Source organism: Micromonospora sp. TSRI0369 (assembly GCF_001905625.1).
Taxonomy (GTDB): domain Bacteria; phylum Actinomycetota; class Actinomycetes; order Mycobacteriales; family Micromonosporaceae; genus Micromonospora; species Micromonospora echinospora_A.
Genome location: NZ_LIVU01000014.1, coordinates 97696 through 120220 on the forward strand (window position 1 = coordinate 97696; position 22525 = coordinate 120220).

Here is a 22525-nt window from a genome sequence, read left to right on the forward strand (position 1 = left end):
GTGTCGGTCAGTTCAGCACCTCGTCCAGCGGCAGCACGTCCATGCCGTGCGCCTCGGCGACCGGGCCGTAGACGACCTTGCCGGCGTGGGTGTTGAGGCCCAGCGCCAGCGCCGGGTCGTTGCGCAGCGCCTGCTGCCAGCCCTGGTTGGCCAGTTCGAGGGCGTACGGCAGGGTGACGTTCGTCAGCGCGTAGGTGCTGGTGTTCGGCACCGCGCCGGGCATGTTCGCCACGCAGTAGAAGATCGAGTCGTGCACCTTGTAGACCGGGTCGGCGTGCGTGGTCGGGCGCGAGTCCTCGAAGCAGCCGCCCTGGTCGATGGCGATGTCGACGAGCACGCTGCCCGGCTTCATCCGGGAGACCAGCTCGTTGGAGATGAGCTTCGGGGCCTTCGCGCCGGGCACCAGCACCGCGCCGATGACCAGGTCCGCGTCGAGCACGGCCCGCTCGATCTCGTACGCGTTGGAGGCGACGGTCTGCAGGTGGCCCCGGTAGATGGCGTCGGCGGAGCGCAGCCGGGCCACGTTCTTGTCCAGCAGCAGCACCTCGGACTGCAGGCCCAGCGCGATGGCGGCGGCGTTGAGGCCGGACACGCCCGCGCCGATGACAACGGTCTTGGCGGCGTACACGCCGGAGACGCCGCCGGGCAGCACGCCCCGCCCGCCGCCGGTGCGCATCATGTAGAAGGCGCCCACCTGGGGTGCGAGCCGGCCGGCCACCTCGGACATCGGGGCGAGCAGCGGCAGCGACCGGTCGGGCAGCTCGACGGTCTCGTACGCGATGCCGGTGACCTTGCGGTCGACCAGCGCGTCGGTGCACTCGCGGGAGGCGGCCAGGTGCAGGTACGTGAAGAGCACCTGTCCCTCGTGCATCCGGTGGTACTCCTCGGCGATCGGCTCCTTGACCTTGAGGACCAGCTCGGCGGTGTCCCACACCTCGTCGGCGGTGGCCAGGATCTTCGCGCCGGCGGCGGCGAACTCGTCGTCGGTGATGCTGGAGCCGACGCCGGCGCCGGCCTCGACGAAGACCTCGTGGCCGTGGCGGGTGAACTCGTTGACGCCCGCGGGCGTGATCGCCACCCGGTACTCGTGGTTCTTGACCTCGCGGGGGATTCCGACCTTCACGATGCAGACACCTTCCTCCGGGGCTGCTCACCCCCGACTGCGCGGCGCCGCGCCGGCTCCGTTGCCGGCGCGGTACACCGGTCCCGCCGGCGGCAGTCTAGAGCCGTGGGAAGCCCACGGACGGCGACACTGTGACATCCGGTGCCCGCTGGTGCTGACGGTGTGTCAGGCGTGGGCCAGGCTGGCCGGTGGAGACGTCATCAGCCGACAGGACAGAGTTCGGTAAATATCCTTCCACGAACGGAGTGCCGGGGCCGACAGGACGCGAGTCGATCACTATTGTGTCCGCTCATGACCACTCCTTACCAGCAGTACCCGCAGGGCGTCTCGGACAAGAGCAAGGTCGTCGCGGGTGTGCTCCAGATCCTCCTCGGCGGCTTCGGCATCGGCCGGTTCTACATGGGCGACACCAAGACCGGTGTCATCCAGCTCATCGTCACGCTCGTGACGTGCGGTATCGGCGCGATCTGGGGCCTCGTCGACGGCATCCTGATCCTCGTCAACGGCGGTGTCGACGGGCAGGGCCGCCCGCTGCGCGACTGACCACCGGAACGGAAAGGGGCCGCCCGGCGCACAGCGCCGCGCGGCCCCTTCGTCGTCGGTTCCCGATCAGCGCGGCAGCGGCGCCTCCGGCCGGCGCAGCTCGGTGAAGCCGGTCTCGCGGGCGCGGGCCGCGGCGAGCAGCCCGGCCACGCAGGACGCGTTGGTGATCTCGCCGGCCAGCACCATCCGCACCGCCTCGGCCAGGTCGACGCGGACCACCTGGAGGTCGGCCTCCTCGTCGTGCCGGTCGTGCCGCTGCTCCGCCGGCACCTCGGCCAGCTCACGGGCCAGGAACACCCGGACCACCTCGTCGGCGAAGCCGGGCGAGCTGTGCAGGTCCACGAGGACGTCCACGCGCCCGGCGGTCAGGTCCGCCTCCTCGGCCAGCTCCCGCAGCGCCGCGGCGGCCAGGTCCTCGCCGCCGACGTCCATCAGCCCGGCGGGCAGCTCCCACAGGTGCCGGCCGACCGGGTGCCGGTACTGGCGGATCAGCACCACCTGACCGGCGTCGTCGAGCGCCACCACGGCGACCGCGCCGACGTGCCGCACGTAGTCCCGGGTCGCCTCGCCGCCACCGGGCATGGTGACGTCGTCGCTGACCACGGAGAAGATCCGGCCGGACCAGATCTGGCGGCGCGCGGTCACCTCGTACCGGTGCTCGACGCCGCTCACTTGGCCGAGGCCTTCGCGCCACCGCCGCGGCTGGCCTTCTTCGACGCGCCGTCCAGGTCCACCGGCAGCTGGTCGGCCTGCGAGTACGCCACGGCGGCACCGACGAACGCGGCGAACAGCGGGTGCGGGCGGGTGGGGCGGCTCTTGAGCTCCGGGTGCGCCTGGGTGGCCACGAAGAACGGGTGCAGGTTGCGGTCCAGCTCGACGAACTCCACGAGCCGCCCGTCCGGCGAGGTGCCGGAGATGGTCAGCCCGGCCTTGGTGAGCTGGTCGCGGTAGGCGTTGTTCACCTCGTACCGGTGGCGGTGCCGCTCGCTGACCTCGGTGCTGCCGTACGCCTCGGCGACGATCGACCCCTCGGCCAGCTTCGCCGGGTACGCCCCGAGCCGCATGGTGCCGCCCAGGTCGCCGCGGCCGGCCACGATGTCCTCCTGGTCGGCCATGGTGGCGATGACCGGGTGCACCGCCTCCTCGTCGAACTCCAGGGAGTTCGCCCCGTCGAGGTTGGCCAGGTGGCGGGCCACCTCGATGGTCATGCACTGCAGGCCGAGGCAGAGGCCGAGCAGCGGGATGCCGTTCTCCCGCGCGTACCGGGCGGTGCCGACCTTGCCCTCGATGCCGCGGACGCCGAAGCCGCCGGGAATCACGATGCCGTCGACGCCGGACAGCGCGGCGGCCGCGCCGGCCGCTGTGACGCAGTCGTCGCTCGGCACCCACTTGAGCTTCACCCGGGCGCGGTGGCCGAACCCGGCCGCGCGGACCGCCTCGCTGACCGACAGGTACGCGTCGGGCAGGTCGACGTACTTGCCGACGAGCGCGACGGTGATCGTGTGCCGCGGCTGGTGCACCCGCTCCAGCAGGTCGTCCCAGCGGGTCCAGTCGACGTCGCGGAACGACAGGCCGAGCCGGCGCACCACGTACGCGTCGAGGCCCTCGCGGTGCAGCACCTTCGGGATGTCGTAGATGCTCGGCGCGTCCGGGGCGGCGGTGACCGCCTCCCGGTCGACGTCGCAGTACAGCGACAGCTTCTCCTTGACCTTGTCCGGGATCTCCCGGTCGCAGCGCAGCACCAGCGCGTCGGGCTGGATGCCGATGCTGCGCAGTTGCGCCACCGAGTGCTGGGTCGGCTTGGTCTTCAGCTCGCCCGACGGCGCCAGGTACGGCACCAGCGACACGTGCAGGTAGAAGCAGTTGTCCCGGCCCAGGTCGTGGCGGATCTGCCGGATCGACTCCAGGAACGGCAACGACTCGATGTCGCCGACCGTGCCGCCGACCTCGGTGATCACCACGTCGGGCACCTGGCCGTCGGCGTCCGGATCGGCCATGCCGCGGATGCGGGCCTTGATCTCGTTGGTGATGTGCGGGATGACCTGCACCGTGTCGCCGAGGTACTCCCCGCGCCGCTCCTTGGCGATCACCGCCGAGTAGATCTGCCCGGTGGTGACGTTCGCCTTGCCGGAGAGGTCCCGGTCGAGGAACCGCTCGTAGTGGCCGACGTCGAGGTCGGTCTCGGCGCCGTCCTCGGTGATGAAGACCTCGCCGTGCTGGAACGGGTTCATCGTGCCGGGGTCGACGTTCAGGTACGGGTCGAGCTTCTGCATCACCACGCGCAGTCCGCGCGCGGTCAGCAGACTGCCGAGGCTGGAGGCGGTGAGGCCCTTACCCAGCGAGGAGGCGACGCCCCCGGTGACGAAAATGTGCCTGGTCGTCCGTGCTGTAGGGGCCAAGGCCTGCTCCCGTGTCGTCCGTAGCGGTCGTGCGAACCGCCGTGCCGATCAGACAAGTGATCACGCGATCCACGGGATTCCACGGTAACACCATCCGGACCGTGAGCCGGCGTCGCACCCGCTGTCGGCGCACGTGAGGCCGGTGCCGGCCCTCCCCCGGCGCTCTTCCGGGCCGGGTCCGGCACGGTCCGGCACGGTCCGGCACGGTCCGACCCCGGTCCGGCACGGTCCGACCCCGGTCCGGCACGGTCCGACCCCGGTCCGGCCTCTTGATCGACACCACCTCGCCGAGGTGGTGCCTTCCTCCGGGCCTCGACCCCGCCACCTCCCCGACCTGGCGAGGGCGGAGCGAGGGCGGAGCGGGGCGGGGGCGGCACACCTACCGGGCGGCACGCGCGGGCCGGGTCAGCCGGCGGGGATCTCCGAGGACGCCGGGGTCGGCTGTGCGGGGACCCGCGCCCCGGCGGCGGGCGGCCCGTTCGGCGCCTCGCTGCCGTCAGGGCCCTGCCGATCCGGTCCGGCCGGCTCCCCGGTCTCCCCCGGCTCGCCCGCTCCGCCGCCGACTGGGCCGTCGCCCGCCGACCGGCCGCTACCCGCGCCGTCGCCAGCCAGCCCGTCGCGCCGGGAACGACCACCACCCGCACCGCCACCGGCCAGCCCGGCACCGGCCGACCCACCACCACCCGAACCGTCACCGGCCGGCAGATCACCGTCCGCCGCCGGCCCGTCGGCAGCCGCGCCACCCCGGGAGGAGCCGTCCGGGCCGCCCCGTGGGACCGTGCCCGTCTCGCCGCCGGGACGGCCGCTGTCGGGCAACGTACGGTCGGTGGAGTGGTCGAGCACCCGCAGGGCCGACAGCGCCGCCATGGGCACCACGAGCGCCGCCGCCGCACCGGCCACGTCCAGCGCCGAGCCGCCCAGCACGCCGCCCAGCCCGACGGCCACGGCGGTGCCGGCCATCGCCGCCCGGATCGCCGGGTAGATGCCGAACAGCCGCATCAGGCCGCCCCACGGCTGGAGCAACGCCAGCCAGACCAGCGCCGCCCCGGCCAGGGCCAGCACGGTGAGCGGGCTGTTCACCAGCGTCTGGATGTTGGAGTCGCCGGAGCGGTGCACGGTGAGCCCGCCGGTGCCGTCGCCGAGCGCGGCCAGGAACCGGCCCAGGCTCCCCCGCTCCTCGGCGGGTCGGCCCAGGTCGACCAGGGCGAAGCCGATGGTGACCGCGAGCGCGGCCATGGTGGCCCAGGCCAGCCGGCTCACGGTGAGCCAGCCGCCGGTGCAGATGGCGGCCGCCACGCTGACCCCGGCGGTGAGCGCGATCGCGCCGATCGAGTCGGCGCCCAGGTACGGGCTGCCCACTATCACCACGGCCAGTCCGCCGACGGCGACCATCACCATCGGCCGCCAGCCCTTGCGGAACCGCTGGGCGAGCCAGCCGCCGCACAGCAGTGACCCGGCGACGAACACGCCCAGCCCGACGGTGCCCAGCCCGGCGTACCGGCCGCCCTCCAGCGCGGAGTAGCCGACCACGCCGTTGAGCTGCAACCGGGAGCCGGTGAGCACGTCCACGCCGACCACGAGCGCGGCCAGCCCGGCGACCGCGCCGAGCGGGCCGAGCGTCCGCTCGTGCCCGGGGCTGAACCGGACCAGGGCGGTGCCGCCGACGACGAGCAGCGCGGTCACCGAGGCGTACCACAGGCCGGCGTGGCTGCCGCGCCACCAGGGCACGGCGTCGGCCAGCAGCGCCGCGGGCACGGCGAGGGCGGCGGCGATCAGCAGCAGCTCCACCACCGCCACGACGCGCCGGGACACCGGTTCGGGGCCGTGCGGTCCGGCGTGCCGGCGGGCCCGGCGCAGCAGCGGCAGCACCGCCACCGCGAGGGCCAGCTGGGCGGCGGCGAGCAGGGTGAAGAACCAGCCGGCGACGCGCCGTTGGGCGGCGGCCTCCCGGTCCGCGTCGGCCGGCGCCTCGATCGCGGCCCGCAGGTTGTCCGGCCGGTCGTCGACTGTGACAGCGGGCCGGCCGACGAAGGCCCGATCCGGGGCGGGGCGGTCGAGCACGGCGAGCACCGTCGGGGCCAGGTCGACGAGTTGCAGATAGCCGGAGCGGGCGGTGCTCGGCGAGGTCAGCCAGCCACCGTCCCAGCCGGGGCCGTCGGCGATCGCGACGTGCAGCCGCGCCGGGGACTCGGTGTCCGAGACGCCCGCTACCAGCACCAGCGAGCGCGACGGACGGGCGGCGAGCACCCGGGCCAGCCGGGCGTCGGCCTGCCGCGCCTGAGCCGCCCGTACGGCCGGGTCGTCGTCGTCGACGGTGCCGACGTCGACGATGCTCAGCACGCAGGAGCCGAGCAGGTCCGCCGGGTTCTCGGGAAGCGTGGGCGCGTACCTGTCGACCCGGCCGAACGGACGGGCGGCGGCCACCGCGGCGCCCGGCCCCACCGCAACCGAGCAACGCACCGACTCGGCCAGCGCGCCGGGCTTGGCGCCCCAGGCGAGCTGTTCCTGGTTGTGCGCCACGACGCTCGGCTGGTCGGGCAGGTTCGCGCCGATGCCGTCGGGCCGTTCCACAGTGACGCCGGCGGCCGGGCAGCCACCGCCCGGACGGGCGCCGGGCGAGGCGGCGAAGTTCCCGGCGCCGAGGGTGAGCCAGCCGTCGACCGGGCAGGTTGGCCGGTGCGCGGAACGCACCGACAGGGAGCCGATCGCGCCCCGCTCGGCCATCCGCCACAGCGTCGGCGTGTTCTCCGGGTCGACGTCGTCCCAGCGCAGGCCGGCCGCGCCGACGAGCACCACGAAGTCGGCGCCGGGCCGGTGCGCGCCGTCGTCCGGCCGGGCGGCCAGCGCGGTGATGCCCAGCGCCACCACGACCAGGGTCAGCAGGACCGGGGTCAGTCGGCGCAGCATCAGCGGTTCCCGGCGGAGTGCTGGGGTGTCAGCTCGGCGTAGAGGTCGGCGAGGGCGGCCACGGTGTCCGCCTCGGTGGGCCAGGTCGCGGCGCGGGCGGTGCCCCGGCGGCCCAGCTCGGCCCGGCGGCCCGGGTCGTCGAGCAGGTCGCGCACGGCCGCGTCGACGGCGTCCACGTCCCCGGGCGGCACCAGTACGGCCCCGTCGCCGACCAGCTCCGGCAGCCCGCCGACGGCGGTCGCGACGAGCGGTACGCCGGCGCGCAGCGCTTCCTGCGCGAACAGCTGGCGGGCCTCCCAGTCGCTGGTCACCACCGCGAGGTCGGCGCCGGCCAGCAGGTCCGCCACGTCGGTGCGGTGCCCGAGCAGCGTGACGGGCGCGCGGGCGGCCGAGATCCGGGCGGCCAGCGGCAGGTACGCGGGTCCGCTGCCGGCGATCACCACGGCCGGGGCGGGGGTACGGGTTCGCCAGCGGGCGGCGGCGTCGATCAGCACGTCGTACCGCTTCTGCGGGTGCAGCCGGCCCACCGAGAGGATCAGCGGACGGTCGGCGGTGACGCCGAACTCGGCGCGGACGGCGGCGCGGCGGCGGCGCGGCGCGGGCAGGGTGGGCGCGGCGACCGGGGCCAGGCGCGCGTCGGCGGCGCCCAGCGCGGCGGCGCGCTCGACCAGATCGGCGGAGGCGCCCAGGGCGACCCGGGCGGCGCGGGCGACGATCCGCTCGACCAGCCGGGACGCCACGCCGCGCAGCCCGGTGGCGAGGACCGCGTTGTGCCAGGTGACGACGAGCGGTGCGGTGGGTCGGGCGAGCGCGGCGACCAGACCGGCGCGCAGCCCGTGCGCGTGCACCACGTCGACGGGTGTGTCCGCGAGCGCCCGGCGCAGCGCGGTGACCGCGCGCGCGTCGCCCGGCGCGGGACTGGCCGGGATCTCCACGGGGGTGAACCGGGCGCTGGCGCCGGTGAAGCCGAACTGCTCCTCGGTGGCGGCCGGGCCGCACACCAGCACCGACGCTCCGGCCTCGGTGAGTCCTCCGACGATCGAGCGCACGTGCTGCCCGACCCCGCCGGTGCTGGAGGCCAGCACCAGGGCCACCGACCCGGGCCAGCGCGGTGCGGGCGAGGCGTCCGTCATGGGGAAACGGTCTCCTTTCCGTCGCCCCGCTCGCCGGGGTGCTGCTGCGCAGGCGGGCCGTCGTCCCCGCCGGACGGGCGTCGCCGGCCCAGCCGGCGGGTCACGGCCGCGAGCAGCGGCCGCAGGTCGCGGGCGTCGGTCAGCCAGGCGACGGCGAGGAACAGGACACCGACCACGACCCCGGACAGCATGCCCTGCGCGAGGGCCTGCGGTGTCGTCGGGGTGCCGTCACCGAGCGCGGCGAGTCCCGCCGCGACGGCTGCCCCGCCCGCTCCGGCGACCACTGCGGCGAGCAGCCCGGCGGCGCCGGCCCGGCCGATCCCGGCGAGCGCCTCGGCGCCGGCGGCACGCCGGACGGCGGCGATCAGCAACGCGCCGAGCAGCACCATGCCGGCGGAGGTCGCCAGCGTCACCGCGAGGACCCGGTCGGCCAGCGGCAGCGCCTGGGCGAACAGGACGGCGAACGCGGGCACGCTGAGCCAGCCGAGCGCGGTGGCGATGGTGGCCGCGCGGGTCTCGCCGCGCGCGTACAGGGCGCGGGTCAGCACCGCGAACAGGCCGTAGCCGAGCAGGCCGGGCGCGAATCCGGCGATCCCGGCGGCGGCGGTGCGCGCGTCGAGCGGGTCGGCGAAGAAGAAGTGCCCGACCGGGATCGCGGTGCCGACGAGCGCGGCGGCGCCGAGCAGGCTGAACAGCACCACGCCGCGTACCGCCGGGGCGAGCGTCTCCCGGTAGGCCCGTTCGTCGCCGCCGGCCCGGGCCGCCACGAGCGTCGGGTACGCGGCCACCGCCAGCGGCACCGCCAGCACCGCCCAGGGCAGGAAGTAGACGGTCTGGGCCAGGTTGTAGACGCCGACGTCGGCGGTCCGGCCGTAGGTGACCTGGTTGAGCGCGACGACCAGGGCGATCTGCTGGGCGGCGACGGTGACCACCCCGGCGACGGCCAGGCCGCCGACCCGGGCCCGGGCGTCGGCCGGGAACCGGTAGCCCGGCCGGATCCGCAGCCTCAGCCGGCGCAGCGGGATCAGCAGCGACAGCGAGAGCACCACCACGCCGAGCGTGGTGCCGGCGGACAGCAGCAGCTCACCGCCGCGCCCGGCCTCGCCGATCGTGGCCAGCCGCCCCTCGGTCGCGGTGAAGGCGAGGTAGACGCCGATGACGGTGATGCTCGACAGCAGCGGCGCGATGACCGGCCAGGCGAACCGGCGGTGCGCCTGGAGCACCCCGGTGAGCACGATGCCCACGCCGTAGAGCGGCAGCTGCGGCGCGAAGACGCGCAGCATCCGGGCCCCGGACGCCTGCTGCGCCTCAGTGAGGCCGTCGCCGATCAGGCCCGGCAGCGGGTCGGCGAAGACCGCCACCAGCACCGCCAGCGGAATCAGCAGCGTCAGCGTCCAGGTCAGCAGCGCGCCGGTGGTGGCGGCCACCGCGCGCCGGTCACCCGCCTCGACGGCGCCGGCCAGCAGCGGTACGACGAGACTGGCGAGCGCCCCGCCCGCGACGATCTCGAAGATGAAGTTCGGGACGTAGTTCGCCACCAGGTAGGCGCCGCCGAGGTCGCTGGTGGACAGCGTCCAGGTGAACACGGCGGTACGGCCGAAGCCGGCGAGGCGGCTGACCACGGTGAGGACGGCGATGAGGGCGGCCGCCCCGGCGACGCGGCCGGCGGCGGCGAGAGGTGCCGGTTTCGTCACGTCAGTCGGGCAGCCGGCCCAGCTCGTCGAGGTGCCGCAGCCCCGGCGTGGACGCGATGACCTGGGTGAAGCTGACCTTCTCGCTGGCGGCGGTGAGCGCGGCGAGCACGGCCAGCACGCCGGCCCGGCCCAGCGGCCCGGTACGCGCGGCGATGCTCACCCCGAGCAGCGCGCCGAGCGCGTTGGCGCCGCTGTCCCCGACCATCACCCGTTCGCCGAGGTCGTCCCCGACCAGCGCGGCCGACGCGCCGACCGCGCCCGCCGCGATGCCGCCGTACGGGCCGGTGGTCAGTGGCACGCCGAGCAGCATGCCGGACTTCAGCGCCCGGCCGGGCCGCAGGTCGAGCAGGTTGACCAGGTTCGCGGTGCCGGCCACCACGCCGGCGCCGAGCAGCACGTCGAGCCCTCGGCCGAACGCTCCGGCGCGCTGGCGGCGCGGGTGTGCGGCGACCCGCCGGTCCGCGGCGAGCAGCGCCGCGGCGCCGAGCCCAGCCACGCCCACCCCGGCGACCTTGACCATCCCGGCGGTGACCTGCCCCTCGCGCAGCGCGGCGAGGTGCCCGGCGAAGCCCTTGGCCGCCTTCTGTTCGGGGCGTGCGCCGACCACGTCGTCGTAGAGGCCGACAGCGCCCGCCCCGAGCCCGGCGACGAGCGCGGCGGCTCCGGCCGGGGCGCTGCCGGCGCCCAGCGCGCCCCCGGTCGCCGCGCCCACTGCGAGGGCCGGTCCGGCGGCCAGGGTCACCGTGCGGCCCCGGTAGTTGGTGCGCTCCAGCGCCGGCCCGCCCGGCGACGTGCGCGTCTGGCGCAGCGCGTAGCGGGCGGCCAGCACCCCCGCGCCCACGGCGAGCAGCCGACCCAGTCTCACGGGACCTCCTCGATCCGGACTTCGAACGCGACGCGGCACGGACCGGGCGGCCCGCAGCGGTCACCGGGGCAGTGTAGGCACCCGGGCCGCGGCGTTGTCGCCCACGCCGTACTGGCCGGTCTTCTTCTCGGTGAGCTGCTGCGCAAGGGCGAGGCTGGTGACCAGCTGGCCCTGCACGGTGTTGGCGTTGTCGACGGTGGAGATGGTCTGCGCCAGCACCGGGTCGCCCCGCACCACGGAGACCAGGTTCCCCCCGGTCGAGCCCATGCCGGCGACCACCAGCGCCCCGGCCTGGTCGAACTGCTCGGCGATCTTCACCACCGACTCGTCCTTCTTCGCCGAGTCCTTGTCCACGTACGGCTGGCCGGTGACCATCACCACCGCCTCGGCGGCGGTGGAGATCTTGTCCGCCGGGGTGAGGTAGCCGGCGGTGGCGTAGTGCTCCAGCACGGTGCGCCGGTCGGCCTCGCTGACCGCCGGGCTGCCCGCGGGGCGGTCCACCAGGACGTTCGCCAGCAGCGCGCTGGAAGTCTCCACGCCGTGCCCGTTGCCGGGCAGGTTGGCGGTGGGGGCGCTGTTCGGCCTGGCGGCGGTGACGGCCAGCTCCAGCAGGTTGTTGTTGCTGTCCGGGTTGACGAACTTGTCCTGGACGTCGATGCGGCCGGTGACGTCGGCCCCGGCGGTCTGGAGCATCTTCGTCACCCCCTCGGCCTGGTCGCGGCCGCTGGGCAGGGTGAGCACCAGCACCCGGCGGCCGGTCAGCTTGCCGGGCAGGACCAGCTGGGCCATCTCGGCGGCGAAGTCCTCCTCGGTCTCCAGCTGCTTCTGCATGCTGTTGACTGTCTGGCGCATCAGCGAGTTGTCCTTGCGCAGACCGTTGACGTTCTCCCGCAGCGAGTCGGCGACCGGCCCGTTGAGCGCGGCGGTGCCGACCACCAGGCCGATCGCCAGCGCCAGGAAGACCGCGGTCAGGGACACCACGTGGTAGCGAAAGTTGATCACGCTTGCAGCCTCTTGATCGTCGGGGGAGCTAGAAGAGCTGGCCGAGCTGGAACACGAAATTGTCCCACCATTCGGAGACCACGCCCAAATACGCCTTCCCGACGGTGGAGACCGCCACCGCGGAGGCCATCGCGGCCACCGCCGACAGGACCAGCAGCAGCAGCGACGACCCGGAGATGCTCTGCCGGTAGAGCCGGCTGACGCCCTTGGCGTCGACCAGCTTGCCGCCCACCTTCAGGCGGGTCAGGAACGTCGACGCCATGCCGCCGCGGCCCTTGTCCAGGAACTCCACCAGGGTGGCGTGGGTGCCGACGGCAACCAGGAGCGAGGCGCCCTTCTCGTCGGCCAGCAGCATGGCGAGGTCCTCGCTGGTGGCCGCCGCCGGGAAGGTGATGGCCGGTACGCCGAGGCCGTTGACCCGGGCCAGACCCGGGGCCCGCCCGTCCGGGTAGGCGTGCACGATCACCTCGGCGCCGCAGCGCAGCACGTCGTCGGTGACCGAGTCCATGTCCCCGATGATCATGTCCGGGGTGTAGCCCGCCTCGACGAGCGCGTCCGCCCCGCCGTCGACGCCGATCAGCACCGGCTTGAACTCCCGGATGTACGGGCGCAGCACGTCCAGGTCGGCCTTGTAGTCGTAGCCGCGCACCACGATCAGGCAGTGCCGGCCCTGGATCTGGGTCTGGATCTCCGGTACGCCGACGCCGTCGAGCAGCAGGTCACGTTCCTGGCGCAGGTAGTCCATCGTGTTGGCGGCGAACGCCTCCAACTGCACCGACAGGCCCTCCCGGGCGTCGGCCATCGACTTGGCCACGGTCTCGGCGTCCTGCAGCGTGCCGTGCGCGACCGGCTCGTCGCCCGCGAAGACCGTGTTGCCCTCGATGCGGACCCGGTCGCCCTCACGGACCTGCTCGAAGACGCTCTCGCCGAGGTCGTCCAGCAGCGGGATGCCCGCGGAGATCAGCACCTCCGGGCCGAGGTTGGGATAGCGCCCGGAGACCGACGGCTTGGCGTTGAGCACCGCCGCCACGCCCACCGCGACGAGCGAGTCGGCCGCCACCCGGTCCAGGTCGACGTGGTCGATGACCGCGATGTCGCCGGGGCGCAGCCGCCCGACCAGCCGTTTCGTCCGGCGGTCGAGGCGCGCGGTGCCGACGATGGAGCCCGGCTCCGGGTTCCGGCTCCGGCGCAGTATGGGTAGACGCATCGTGACCATCCTGGCATGTGAGGCAGGTTTTGCTGTCGCGACATGCCTGAGCAGGGCCGCCTACCCAGGGAAGCACACCGGAACCCGCCCCGGTGTGCTTGCGCTCACAATCGGGGTATCACGGACGCCTTTCCTTGGCCGCCACGGCCAGGAGCTCCTCGGCATGGGCGATACCCAGATCCGAGTCCGGCAAACCGGCGAGCATCCGGGCCAGCTCCCGGGCGCGCTCGGTGTCCTCCACCACGCGCACCCCGCTCGTGGTGACCGCTCCCCCGGTGTCCTTGGCCACCACCAGGTGCCGGTCGGCGAACGCGGCGACCTGCGGCAGGTGGGTGACCACGAGCACCTGGTGGCTGCGGGCCAGCCGGGCCAGCCGGCGGCCGATCTCCACCGCGGCCTGGCCGCCGACACCCGCGTCGACCTCGTCGAACACCAGCGTGGGCGGGCCGCCGGAACCGGCGAAGACCACCTCGATGGCGAGCATCACCCGGGACAGCTCGCCACCGGAGGCGCCCTTCTGCAGCGGCAGCGCCGGCGCGCCAGGGTGGGCCAGCAACCGCAGCTCCACCTCGTCGGCGCCGTCCGCGCCGACACCGGTCTCGACACCGTTGACCGGCAGGCTCGGCTCGGACCGGCCCGCCGGGCGGGGCAGCACCGCCACCTCGATCCGGGCGTGCGGCATGGCCAGCCCGGCCAGCTCGACAGTCACCTGCTCGGCGAAGCGGACCGCGGCCTCCCGCCGGGACGCCGACACCCGGCCGGCGAGGTCGGCCACCTCACCGGCGAGGCGGGTCGCCTCGCGGTCCAGCTCGTCCAGCAGTTCGTCGGAGGTGTCCAGATCGGACAGCCGGGTCCGGGCCCGCTCGGCCCAGGCGACCACGCCGTCGACGTCGTCGGCGTACTTGCGGGTGAGCCCGCGCAACGCGGCCCGCCGCTCGTAGACGGTCTGCAGGCGGGCCGGGTCGGCGTCCAGCGCGGCCAGGTAGGTGGACAGCTCCGCGGCCACGTCGGTGACCAGCGTGGCGGCCTCCTCCAGCCGGGCCGCCAGCTCGCCCAGCGCCGGGTCGGTGCCGGCCTGCGCCTCCAGCGTGCGCCGCGCGGTGCCGAGCAGCGTCGCCGCGTCCGGCGTCTCGTCGGCCGCCTCGACGCCGCCGGCCACGCACTGCTGCGCGACCTGCGCCGCGGTACGCAGCCCTTCGGCGTGCTCCAGCCGCTGCGCCTCCGCCTTCAGCTCGTCGTCCTCCCCCGGCTGGGGGTCGACCCGGGTGATCTCGTCCAGGCCCAGCCGCAGCAGATCGGCCTCCTGGTTGCGCTCGCGCGCGTTGCGCCGCCGGTCGGCCAGGTCGTCGACGACGGTGCGCCACCGGGCGTACGTCTCGCGCAGCGCGTCGAGCAGCTTCTCGTGCTCCGGGCCGGCGAACCGGTCGAGCGAGGCCCGCTGCTCGGCCGGGCGCAGCAGCCGCAGCTGGTCGGACTGGCCGTGCACGGCCAGCGCCTGCTCGCCGACCTCGCCGAGCGTGGACACCGGCATGGCCCGGCCGCCCAGGTGCGCACGGGAGCGCCCCTCGATGGTCACGGTGCGGCTGAGCAGCAGCGAGCCGTCCTCGTCGGGCTCACCACCGGCGTCGACGATGCGGGCGTGCACCGACTCGGCCACCCGCCCGCCCAGGCGCAGCCGGCCCTCCACCACCGCGCGGCCCGGCTGGGCGCGCACCCGGCCGGCGTCGGCGCGGCCGCCGAAGAGCAGGCCGAGGCCGGTCACCACCATGGTCTTCCCGGCGCCGGTCTCGCCGGTGATGACGTTCATCCCCGCGGCCAGCGGCAGCGTGGTGTCCTCGATGACGCCCAGTCCGGTGATGCGCAGCTCTTCCAGCACAGCACCCGACAGTAGCCCCGCCGTGTGACAGTTGACCAGCCGGCAGGTCGAGCCGCGGGCATCCGTACGGTTCAGCCCCGTGCTGGAGGCCTGACCCGGACGAGGAGGAGCTCTACCGCTGCCTGGTACGCGCGGACACGGCCCGGGTCGGTGAGCCCGCGCAGCGGCTGGGCCGCCGACTGGCCGTGGTGGACGGTCGCACCGCGATCTGCCCGCTGGTGCCCGACCACGGCGGCTGGCCGACCTGACGGCCGCCGCACCGGCGACATGTCGCCGGGTGGACACGAGCACAGCGCGGTGGAGGGCCGGGACGCCGGAGATCGCGTCGCCCAGCTCGCGCGCCGCCGCTTCCTCCGGCGGCGGCTCCGCGACCTGTCCGCCCGACGGGGTCGACACCCGATCGGACGCGGCGCGCCGGTCCGCCCGCCGCGGCCGGCTTCGACGCTCCGGCGTCCCGACCGTCGCGGCCCCGACCACCCCCTGGCCGAGCCCGCGACATCCGGGCCACGCATCCGGAAGCGGCGGGCCTCACCGCCGCGCCCGGACTCACCTCATCGCGGCCCGTACGCCCACCGTAACGCGCGCGGCGGCCCGGACCGGTGGTCCGAACGGAGGTTTCCGCTGATCCGTCGGTCAGCGACGGTTGCCCCGCCAGCCCTGGACGGGCAGGTCGAACTTGGCCACCAGCCGGTCGGTGAACGGGCGCGCCCGCAACCGCACGATGCGCACCGGCAACGTGCCCCGGCGTACCGTGACCCGGGCGCCGGGCGGCAGGTCGTAGACGCGCCGGCCGTCGCAGCAGAGCACGGCCAGGGTGGTGAACGGGTCGACGGTGATGACGAACGTCGACGTCGGCGCGGTCACCAGCGGGCGGCTGAACAGCGCGTGCGCGCTGATCGGCACCAGCAGCAGCGCCTCCACCTCGGGCCAGACCACCGGCCCGCCGCCGGAGAACGCGTACGCCGTCGAGCCGGTCGGGGTCGCGCAGATCACGCCGTCGCAGCCGTACCGGGACAGCGGCCGGCCGTCCACGTCGACGAGCAGCTCCAGCATCTGGGCGCGCTCGCCCTTTTCCACGCTGATTTCGTTCAGCGCCCACGACTCGATGGTCGGCCCGCCCTCGAACTCGGCGGTGACGTCCAGCGTGAGCCGTTCGTCCACGCTGTAGTTGCGCTCGACCACGTCCCGTACCGCGGTGTCCAGGTCGTCGATCTCCGCCTCGGCGAGGAAGCCGACCTTGCCGAGATTGATGCCCAGCAACGGGACCTTCGTCGGACGGGCCAGCTCGGCCGCGCGCAGGAACGTGCCGTCCCCGCCGAGCGCGAACACGATCTCGGCGCCCTCGGCCGCCTCCGGACCGGTCACCGGCACCACTCCGGGCAGGTCCAGGTCGTCGGCCTCCTCGGCCACCACCCGCACCTCGAAACCGGCGGCGATCAGGTCGGCGGCCACCGCGCGGGCGTGCTCGGTGCTGCGTCGACGGCCGGTGTGCGTCACCAGCAGCGCGGTGCGGCTCACCCGGACACCTCCTCGGTCGTGGCCGCCGTGGTGGCGGCGCCCTGCGGGCCGGCGGCCACCACCGCGCGGACCCGCTCCGGGTCCGCGGCGGGCGCGTCCCCGCGCAACCATACGAAGAACTCGACGTTGCCGCTCGGCCCGGGCAGCGGGCTGGCCGCCACACCGGCGAGCCCGAGGCCGAGCCCGGCGGCCGCCGCGGCCACGTCCAGCACCGCCTCCGCGCGCAGCGCCGGATCGCGGACGACGCCGCCGGCGCCGACCCGTTCCTTGCCGACCTCGAATTGCGGCTTGACCATCAGCGCCAGGTCGCCGCCGGGGCCGGTGCACGCGGCCAGCGCGGGCAGCACCAGACGCAGTGAGATGAACGACAGGTCGGCCACCGTCAGGTCGACCGGGCCGCCGATCGCCTCCGGCGTGAGCGTACGCACGTTCGTGCGCTCGAACACCCGGACCCGCTCGTCGGTGCGCAGCGACCAGGCGAGCTGCCCGTAGCCGACGTCCACGGCGACCACCTCGGCGGCGCCGCCGCGCAGCAGCACGTCGGTGAAACCGCCAGTCGACGCGCCCGCGTCCAGGCAGCGCCGGCCGGTGACGGTCAGCCCGCCGGGGGCGAACGCGGCGAGCGCGCCGGCCAGCTTGTGGCCGCCCCGGGAGACGTACTCCTGCGCCGGATCCTCGCCGGTGACCAGCAGCGGGTCGGCCGGGTCGACCATCGCCGCGGCCTTTCGCGCCGGCACTCCGCGCAGCTGGACGCGACCGGCCTCCACGAGCGCGGCGGCCTGCTCCCGGGAACGGGCCAGGCCACGCCGGACCAGTTCGGCGTCCAGCCGGGTACGACGAGCCATCAGGTGTGTCTCCGCCTCTGCTCAGGCCTGGTCGATGGTGGCGAGGGTCTCGCGCAGCGTCTCGTACGCCGCCTCGTACTGGGCGATCTGGTCGGCCGGGGCGAGCGCCTCGGCGTTGGCCATGCCGAGCACGGCGGCGTCCACCGCCGGATGCCGCGCCTCGCCGACCTCCTCGACCGGCGCGGGGCGTACCCCAGGGGGCGGTCCGGGCCGCGGGCCCGGCGGCGGACCGGGCCGGGGCGCGGTCACGAGCCGTCCGCCCGGCGCCCGGTGGCCTTCTTCGCCGGCCGGGCGGGCGCGGCGGGCGAGCCGTCGGCAGGGGTACGGGCCATGGTGGCGGGCGGCTTCTTCGCGATCGCCTTCTTGGCCACCGTCTTCTTCGCCACCGCCTTCGTCTGCGTCGTCGCCGGGGTCCCGGCGGCGGCCTTCGGCTGCCCGGCCCCGGACGGCGCTGCCGGTGACGGCTCGGCGCTGGACGGCTCGGCGCTGGACGGCTCGGTCTGCGGCGCGGCCGCGCCGGACGGCGCCGCGGCGGCCCCGGTCGGGGCGGCGGGCTCGGACGCTCCGGCGGGCGACGTCTCACCGGGCCCGAGGTTGCCGCGCGCCTCGCGCAACTGCCGCTCCAGGTCGTGCACCCGGCGGGTCAGCTCGGCGACCTCGTCGGCGGTGGCCAGCCCGACCGCGCCCAGCGCCCGGTCCACCTCGAAGCGGACGAGCTTCGTCAGCGACTCCCGGTTCGCCAGGCCGGTGGCGACCAGTTCCTCGGCGAGCGTCTGGATCTGGGCGGCGGTCGCGCCACCCTGGCCGACGACGCGCATGACCGCGTCCTGTGCCTTCTTCCGGGGCGCCTCCGTCAGGCCCATGGCCAGCTCGAGGTAGGCGCGCCACGCGTCCTGCATGCCTGAGTCCTTCCGCGGGGCGAGGTGTGCAGGTGCCACGCTACCGGGCACCCCGGACGCCCCATTGCGGTACGGTGCCGGGAAACGGCGTGGTTCGTGGTGAGGAGACGATGTGGCCAGCGTGGACGAGTGCCGGCAGGCGTTGCACGACCTGGCCGCGCGGCTGGACCGCAACGCCGAGGCGCAGGGACGCATCGACCTCGACCGCACCCTGGCCTGCCGGATCACCGATCTCGACACGGCTTTTCACGGGCGGCTGGAGGGCGGACGGCTGGTCGACCTGGCCGACGGCGACGACCCGAAGGCGAAGATCGCCCTGAGCGCGGGCAGCGACGACCTGGTCGCGCTGGTGCACGGCCGGCTCGACGTCATGTCGGCGGTCGCCTCCCGGCGGGTCTCGATCAAGGCGAACCCGTTCGACCTGATGAAGCTCCGCAAGCTGCTCTAGTCGATCCGCCCCGCAGGCCGCCCGCCGCTCAGCCGTCGGGCCGGTTCGCCGCTCAGCCGTCGAGGCCGAACGCGGCGAGCGCCTCCGCCGCCGCCGGGGACTGCGCCCGCACGCGCGGCCCGGCCGACGCCGACCAGGCCACCGCGCAGAGCGCCGCGAGGGCCTCCAGCGGCGGTCCCGCGCCGTCGAGCACGAGGTCCGCGCCGGTCTCCGTCACCGACCAGCCGCCGGTGGTCGCCCGGCCCGGCACCGCCACCACCGCGGCCGGGTCGAACAGCCCCGCCAGGTCGAACGAGACGTACGTGGGGCGGCGCTCCTCGGGCGAGGCCAGCAGCTCGGCGGCGTCGCTGACCCCGGTGAGCACCAGCAGGCTGTCCAGCCCGGCCCGGCGCGCGCCCTCGATGTCGGTGTCCAGCCGGTCCCCCACCACCAGCGTGCGCCCGGTCCCGGCCCGGCGCGCGGCGGTGGCGAACAGCGCCGGCTCCGGCTTGCCCACCACCACGTCGGGGTCACGACCTAACGCGGTACGCAGCACCGCGACCAGTGAGCCGTTGCCCGGCAGCGGGCCGCGCGGGCTGGGCAGGGTGCGGTCGGTGTTGGTGGCGTACCAGGGCGCGCCCGCGCGTACCGCCAGGGACGCCTCGGCCAGGTCGGACCAGCCGACCTGCGGACCGTAGCCCTGGGCCACGGCGGCGGGCTCCTCGTCGGCGGTGGACACCGGCCGCAGGCCCACCGCGCGCAGCTCGGCCCGCAGCGCCTCCGCGCCGACCACGAGCACCGGCGCGCCCTCGGGCAGCCGGTCCCGGAGCAGCTCGGCCGTGGCCGCCGCGGAGGTGAGCACCTCCGCCGGCTGCGCCGGGACGCCCATGCCGGTGAGCAGGTCCGCCACCTCGCTGGAGCGCCGGGAGGCGTTGTTCGTCGCGTACGCGACGGAGCGCCCCTCGGCGTGCAGCCGGCCGACCGCCTCGACCGCGCCGGGGATGGGCCGGTCGATCAGGTAGATGACGCCGTCCAGGTCGAAGACGACAAGCGAGTACGCGTCGACCAGCCGGCCGCCCGCACCGGCGCGGCCGGGTCGCCCCTGGTCCGCGCCGGTAGCGGTGTCCCCGCCGTACCCGGTCACCGGCGCTCCGCCGCCTCGCCCTCGCCGGCCGCGGCGTCGCCCGGCGCGGGCCGGTCGGCGTCGGCCTTGTCCGCCGTGGTGTCGTCGGCGTCCGGAGCGGTGGTGGTCGGCTCGTCGGCCGCCGCGACGAAGGTCGGGGTGGTGGCGGTGCTGGTGGCGAGGGAGCCGGCCTCGGTGTCGGTCAGCTCGTCGTCGTCCAGATCGCCGGCGTCACGGTCCCGGTAGCCGGCCCGTGCCGCGTCCCCGCCGGCACCCGACGTGACGTCGTCGCCACCGCTCAGACGCGCGTCATCCTCGCGGTCGTCGTCATCGTCGTCGTCATCGTCGTCATCGTCGTCATCGTCATCGTCATCGTCATCGTCATCGTCATCGTCATCGTCGAGGTCGTCCTCGTCGTCGTCGAGGTCGTCGTCGCGGGTGCCCTCGGCCGAGGGCTCGGACGCGTCCGCGTCGTCCTCCGGCTCGTCGTCGCCCTCGATGACCACGCCGTCCAGCTCCAGCAGCCGCTCGGCGGCGTCGGTCTCCCCCTCGGAGTCGACGTCGGCAGCCCGGGAGAACCACTCCCGCGCCTCCTCGCGCCGGTCCACCGCCAGCAGGGCGTCCGCGTACGCGTAGCGCAGTCGCGCGGCCCACGGCTCGGCCGAGTCGCCGGTCAGTTCGCGGACCTGCAGCATCGCCACGGCCGCGTCCTTCTGCCCGAGGTCGCCGCGCGCGCCGGCGGCCACGATGAGCAGCTCGATCGCGACGGCCTGGTCGAGCTTGTCCCGGTCGGCCCCGCGGAACAGGTCGATCGCCCGCTCCGGCCGGCCCAGGGCCCGCTCGCAGTCGGCCAGTACGGCCAGGTGGCTCTGCAGGCCGCTCATCCGGTGGTACGTCCGCAGCTCGGCGATGGCCGTCTGCCACTCACCCGCGTGGTACGCGGCAAGCCCGACGGCCTCCCGCACCGCGGCGATCCGCGAGGCGAGCCGGCGGGCCGCCATGGCGTGCGCCAGCGCCAGCGCCGGGTCCTCGTCGATCAGCAGCCCGGTCGCGACCAGGTGCCGGGCGACAGTCTCCGCGACCGGCTTGGCGAGGGAGAGCAGCTCCGCCCGGACGGGCGAGTCGAGGTCGCTCGCGACGACCTCGTCCGGCAGCTCCGGCGCCTCACCGGTACGCCCCTCGCCACGCTCGTCCCGGCGCTCCCGCTGCGGACCGTAGTTGCCACGGCGGTCGTCGCCACCCGGCCGGTCACCGTAGCCACGGCGCTCACCGTCCCGCTCACCCCGGAAACCGCCCGGCCCCCGGTCGTCGCGCTGGAAGCCACGGTCGCGGTCACCGCCCCGGGAACCGCCCTCGCGGCGGTCGCCACCGGCGTAGCTCTCCCGGCGGTCGCCGCCCTGGTAGCCACCTTCGCGACGGTCACCACCACGGAAACTGCCCTCGCGGGCGCCGCCTTCACGACGGTCACCACCGCGGAAACCACCGTCACGGTCGCCACCGCGGAAACCGCCCTCACGGCGCTCGCCACCGCGGAAACCGCCCTCACGGCGCTCGCCACCGCGGAAACCGCCCTCACGACGGTCCCCGCCACCTTCACGACGGTCCCCACCACGGAAACCGCCCTCGCGGTCACCGCCCCGGAAGCCGCCCTCGCGACGCTCACCGCCACGGAAACCGCCCTCGCGGGCGCCACCCTCACGGCGGTCACCACCACGGAAACCACCGTCGCGCCGGTCGCCACCGCCGAAGCCGCCTTCACGGCGCTCCCCGCCGCGGAAGCCACCCTCACGGTCGCCACCACGGAAACCGCCCTCACGGCGCTCGCCACTGCGGAAGCCACCCTCACGACGGTCACCACCGGCGAAGCCACCTTCACGGCGCTCGCCGCTGCGGAAGCCACCCTCGCGGCGCTCTCCGCCCTCACGGCGGTCGCCCCGGAAGCCGCCCTCACGGCGGTCACCACCGGCGAAGCCTTCACGGCGGTCACCGCCGCGGAAGCCGCCGTCGCGGCTGCCTCCCTCACGACGGTCGCCACCGCGGAAGCCGCCCTCGCGACGCTCACCGCCACGGAAGCCACCGTCACGGTCGCCGCCCCGGAACCCGCCTTCGCGACGGTCGCCGCCCGGGCGGCTTCCACTCCGGAACCCACCCTCACGGTCACCACCACGGAAACCGCCCTCACGACGGTCACCACCGCCGAAGCCGCCCTCGCGACGCTCACCGCCACGGAAGCCACCTTCACGACGGTCACCGCCGCCGGAGCCGCCCTCGCGGCGGTCACCACCGCGGAAGCCACCGTCACGGTCGCCGCCCCGGAACCCGCCTTCGCGACGGTCGCCGCCCGGGCGGCTTCCACTCCGGAACCCACCCTCACGGTCACCGCCACGGAACCCGCCCTCACGGCGGTCGCCGCCACGGAAGCCACCTTCACGACGGTCACCGCCGCCGGAGCCACCTTCACGGCGGTCGCCACCGCGGAAGCCGCCCTCGCGGCTGCCTCCCTCACGACGGTCGCCACCACGGAAGCCGCCCTCGCGACGCTCACCGCCACGGAAGCCACCGTCACGGTCGCCACCACGGAAACCGCCCTCGCGACGGTCGCCGCCCGGGCGGTTCCCACTCCGGAACCCACCCTCACGGTCACCGCCACGGAACCCGCCCTCACGGCGGTCACCGCTCCGGGCACCACTGTCACGGTCGCCACCACGGAAGCCGCCCGGGCGGTCGTCGCGGCCGCCCCGGTACGAGGGACGGTCATCGCGACGGCCGTCGCGGCCGGCGTCACCACGCCCCTGGCCACGGTCTGCGCGATCCTCGTAACGACGGGGGCGGTCCCCGCCCTGGGGTCCTGAACTCACAGGTACATCCTTCCTGATGGCGTTTCCGCCGAGAACGCTAACGCAGTCAAGGGCCGCCCCTGCTGGGGCGGCCCTTGACTGGAAGTTTGTCCGGCGGTGTCCTACT

The 22525-nt window shown here is 75.1% G+C and carries 19 protein-coding genes; 3 read left to right on the plus strand and 16 right to left on the minus strand.

Features of this window, described 5'->3' with window-relative positions:
• Nucleotides 1-7 precede the first annotated feature (7 nt).
• A complete protein-coding gene (gene ald / locus AMK25_RS29495; protein WP_073831625.1) occupies nt 8-1123 on the minus strand; it encodes an alanine dehydrogenase in 1116 nt (371 codons plus the stop codon).
• Nucleotides 1124-1351: 228 nt separating this feature from the next.
• Between ald and AMK25_RS29500 the strand changes: the two genes are divergently transcribed.
• On the plus strand, nt 1352-1666 hold the full coding sequence (locus tag AMK25_RS29500; RefSeq protein WP_143194810.1) for a TM2 domain-containing protein: 315 nt from the start codon (nt 1352-1354) through the stop codon (nt 1664-1666).
• Between the two features lie 66 nt (nt 1667-1732).
• On the opposite strand, the gene AMK25_RS29505 is transcribed toward AMK25_RS29500, so the two are convergent.
• The 13 genes from AMK25_RS29505 to AMK25_RS29565 form a co-directional block, all read right to left on the minus strand.
• Complete coding sequence (locus tag AMK25_RS29505) at nt 1733-2338, minus strand: NUDIX domain-containing protein (RefSeq protein ID WP_073831626.1); 606 nt, start codon at nt 2336-2338, stop codon at nt 1733-1735.
• Complete coding sequence (locus tag AMK25_RS29510) at nt 2335-4065, minus strand: CTP synthase (RefSeq protein ID WP_073831627.1); 1731 nt, start codon at nt 4063-4065, stop codon at nt 2335-2337. Before AMK25_RS29510 ends, AMK25_RS29505 begins: the two co-directional genes overlap by 4 nt.
• A gap of 405 nt (nt 4066-4470) precedes the next feature.
• Nucleotides 4471-6972, minus strand: coding sequence for a hypothetical protein (locus tag AMK25_RS29515; protein ID WP_073831628.1), 2502 nt, complete (start codon nt 6970-6972; stop codon nt 4471-4473).
• Nucleotides 6972-8105 carry a glycosyltransferase family 4 protein gene (locus tag AMK25_RS29520; protein WP_073831629.1) on the minus strand — a complete coding sequence of 378 codons (1134 nt, stop codon included), beginning with the start codon at nt 8103-8105 and terminating at the stop codon, nt 6972-6974. The genes AMK25_RS29515 and AMK25_RS29520 overlap by 1 nt, the downstream gene beginning before the upstream one ends.
• Nucleotides 8102-9799 carry a murein biosynthesis integral membrane protein MurJ gene (gene murJ, locus AMK25_RS29525; protein ID WP_073831630.1) on the minus strand — a complete coding sequence of 566 codons (1698 nt, stop codon included), beginning with the start codon at nt 9797-9799 and terminating at the stop codon, nt 8102-8104. The genes AMK25_RS29520 and murJ overlap by 4 nt, the downstream gene beginning before the upstream one ends.
• A gap of 1 nt (nt 9800) precedes the next feature.
• Nucleotides 9801-10664, minus strand: coding sequence for a hypothetical protein (locus AMK25_RS29530; protein WP_073831631.1), 864 nt, complete (start codon nt 10662-10664; stop codon nt 9801-9803).
• Between the two features lie 60 nt (nt 10665-10724).
• Nucleotides 10725-11666: a copper transporter gene (locus tag AMK25_RS29535; RefSeq protein WP_073831632.1), complete on the minus strand. Its 942-nt coding sequence runs from the start codon at nt 11664-11666 to the stop codon at nt 10725-10727.
• 28 nt (nt 11667-11694) lie between these two features.
• Nucleotides 11695-12873, minus strand: a complete 1179-nt coding sequence (gene steA, locus AMK25_RS29540) for a putative cytokinetic ring protein SteA (protein ID WP_073831633.1) — start codon at nt 12871-12873, stop codon at nt 11695-11697.
• A 118-nt stretch (nt 12874-12991) separates the two neighbouring features.
• A complete protein-coding gene (gene recN, locus AMK25_RS29545; protein WP_073831634.1) occupies nt 12992-14749 on the minus strand; it encodes a DNA repair protein RecN in 1758 nt (585 codons plus the stop codon).
• A 633-nt stretch (nt 14750-15382) separates the two neighbouring features.
• Nucleotides 15383-16267, minus strand: a complete 885-nt coding sequence (locus tag AMK25_RS29550) for an NAD kinase (RefSeq protein WP_073831635.1) — start codon at nt 16265-16267, stop codon at nt 15383-15385.
• On the minus strand, nt 16264-17112 hold the full coding sequence (locus AMK25_RS29555) for a TlyA family RNA methyltransferase (RefSeq protein ID WP_073831636.1): 849 nt from the start codon (nt 17110-17112) through the stop codon (nt 16264-16266). Before AMK25_RS29555 ends, AMK25_RS29550 begins: the two co-directional genes overlap by 4 nt.
• Before the next feature lie 21 nt (nt 17113-17133).
• Nucleotides 17134-17361 (minus strand): hypothetical protein, encoded by a 228-nt coding sequence (locus tag AMK25_RS29560; protein WP_073831637.1) that lies wholly within the window; start codon nt 17359-17361, stop codon nt 17134-17136.
• The gene (locus AMK25_RS29565) at nt 17358-18011 is read right to left on the minus strand and encodes a phasin family protein (RefSeq protein ID WP_073831638.1); all 654 of its coding nucleotides are present in this window, start codon (nt 18009-18011) and stop codon (nt 17358-17360) included. The genes AMK25_RS29560 and AMK25_RS29565 overlap by 4 nt, the downstream gene beginning before the upstream one ends.
• 112 nt (nt 18012-18123) lie before the next feature.
• Here AMK25_RS29565 and AMK25_RS29570 point away from each other — a divergent pair, with 112 nt between their 5' ends.
• Nucleotides 18124-18459, plus strand: a complete 336-nt coding sequence (locus AMK25_RS29570; RefSeq protein ID WP_073831639.1) for an SCP2 sterol-binding domain-containing protein — start codon at nt 18124-18126, stop codon at nt 18457-18459.
• 52 nt (nt 18460-18511) lie between these two features.
• Here AMK25_RS29570 and AMK25_RS29575 read toward each other — a convergent pair whose 3' ends face one another.
• Nucleotides 18512-19507 carry an HAD-IIA family hydrolase gene (locus tag AMK25_RS29575; RefSeq protein WP_198937712.1) on the minus strand — a complete coding sequence of 332 codons (996 nt, stop codon included), beginning with the start codon at nt 19505-19507 and terminating at the stop codon, nt 18512-18514.
• A 71-nt stretch (nt 19508-19578) separates the two neighbouring features.
• On the minus strand, nt 19579-20562 hold the full coding sequence (locus AMK25_RS29580) for a Replicase polyprotein 1ab (protein WP_198937706.1): 984 nt from the start codon (nt 20560-20562) through the stop codon (nt 19579-19581).
• Between the two features lie 3 nt (nt 20563-20565).
• Between AMK25_RS29580 and AMK25_RS32115 the strand changes: the two genes are divergently transcribed.
• Nucleotides 20566-22413 (plus strand): hypothetical protein, encoded by a 1848-nt coding sequence (locus AMK25_RS32115; protein ID WP_198937707.1) that lies wholly within the window; start codon nt 20566-20568, stop codon nt 22411-22413.
• Nucleotides 22414-22525 lie beyond the last annotated feature (112 nt).

Excerpts from the sequence above, each read along its gene's own strand:
- AMK25_RS29520 (WP_073831629.1), bottom strand. The coding sequence starts at position 8,105 with ATGACGGACGCCTCGCCCGCACCGCGCTGGCCCGGGTCGGTGGCCCTG.
- steA (WP_073831633.1), bottom strand. The coding sequence starts at position 12,873 with ATGCGTCTACCCATACTGCGCCGGAGCCGGAACCCGGAGCCGGGCTCC.
- AMK25_RS29565 (WP_073831638.1), bottom strand. The coding sequence starts at position 18,011 with ATGCAGGACGCGTGGCGCGCCTACCTCGAGCTGGCCATGGGCCTGACG.
- AMK25_RS29580 (WP_198937706.1), bottom strand. The coding sequence starts at position 20,562 with ATGGCGGCCCGCCGGCTCGCCTCGCGGATCGCCGCGGTGCGGGAGGCC.
- AMK25_RS29515 (WP_073831628.1), bottom strand. The coding sequence starts at position 6,972 with ATGCTGCGCCGACTGACCCCGGTCCTGCTGACCCTGGTCGTGGTGGCG.
- AMK25_RS29555 (WP_073831636.1), bottom strand. The coding sequence starts at position 17,112 with ATGGCTCGTCGTACCCGGCTGGACGCCGAACTGGTCCGGCGTGGCCTG.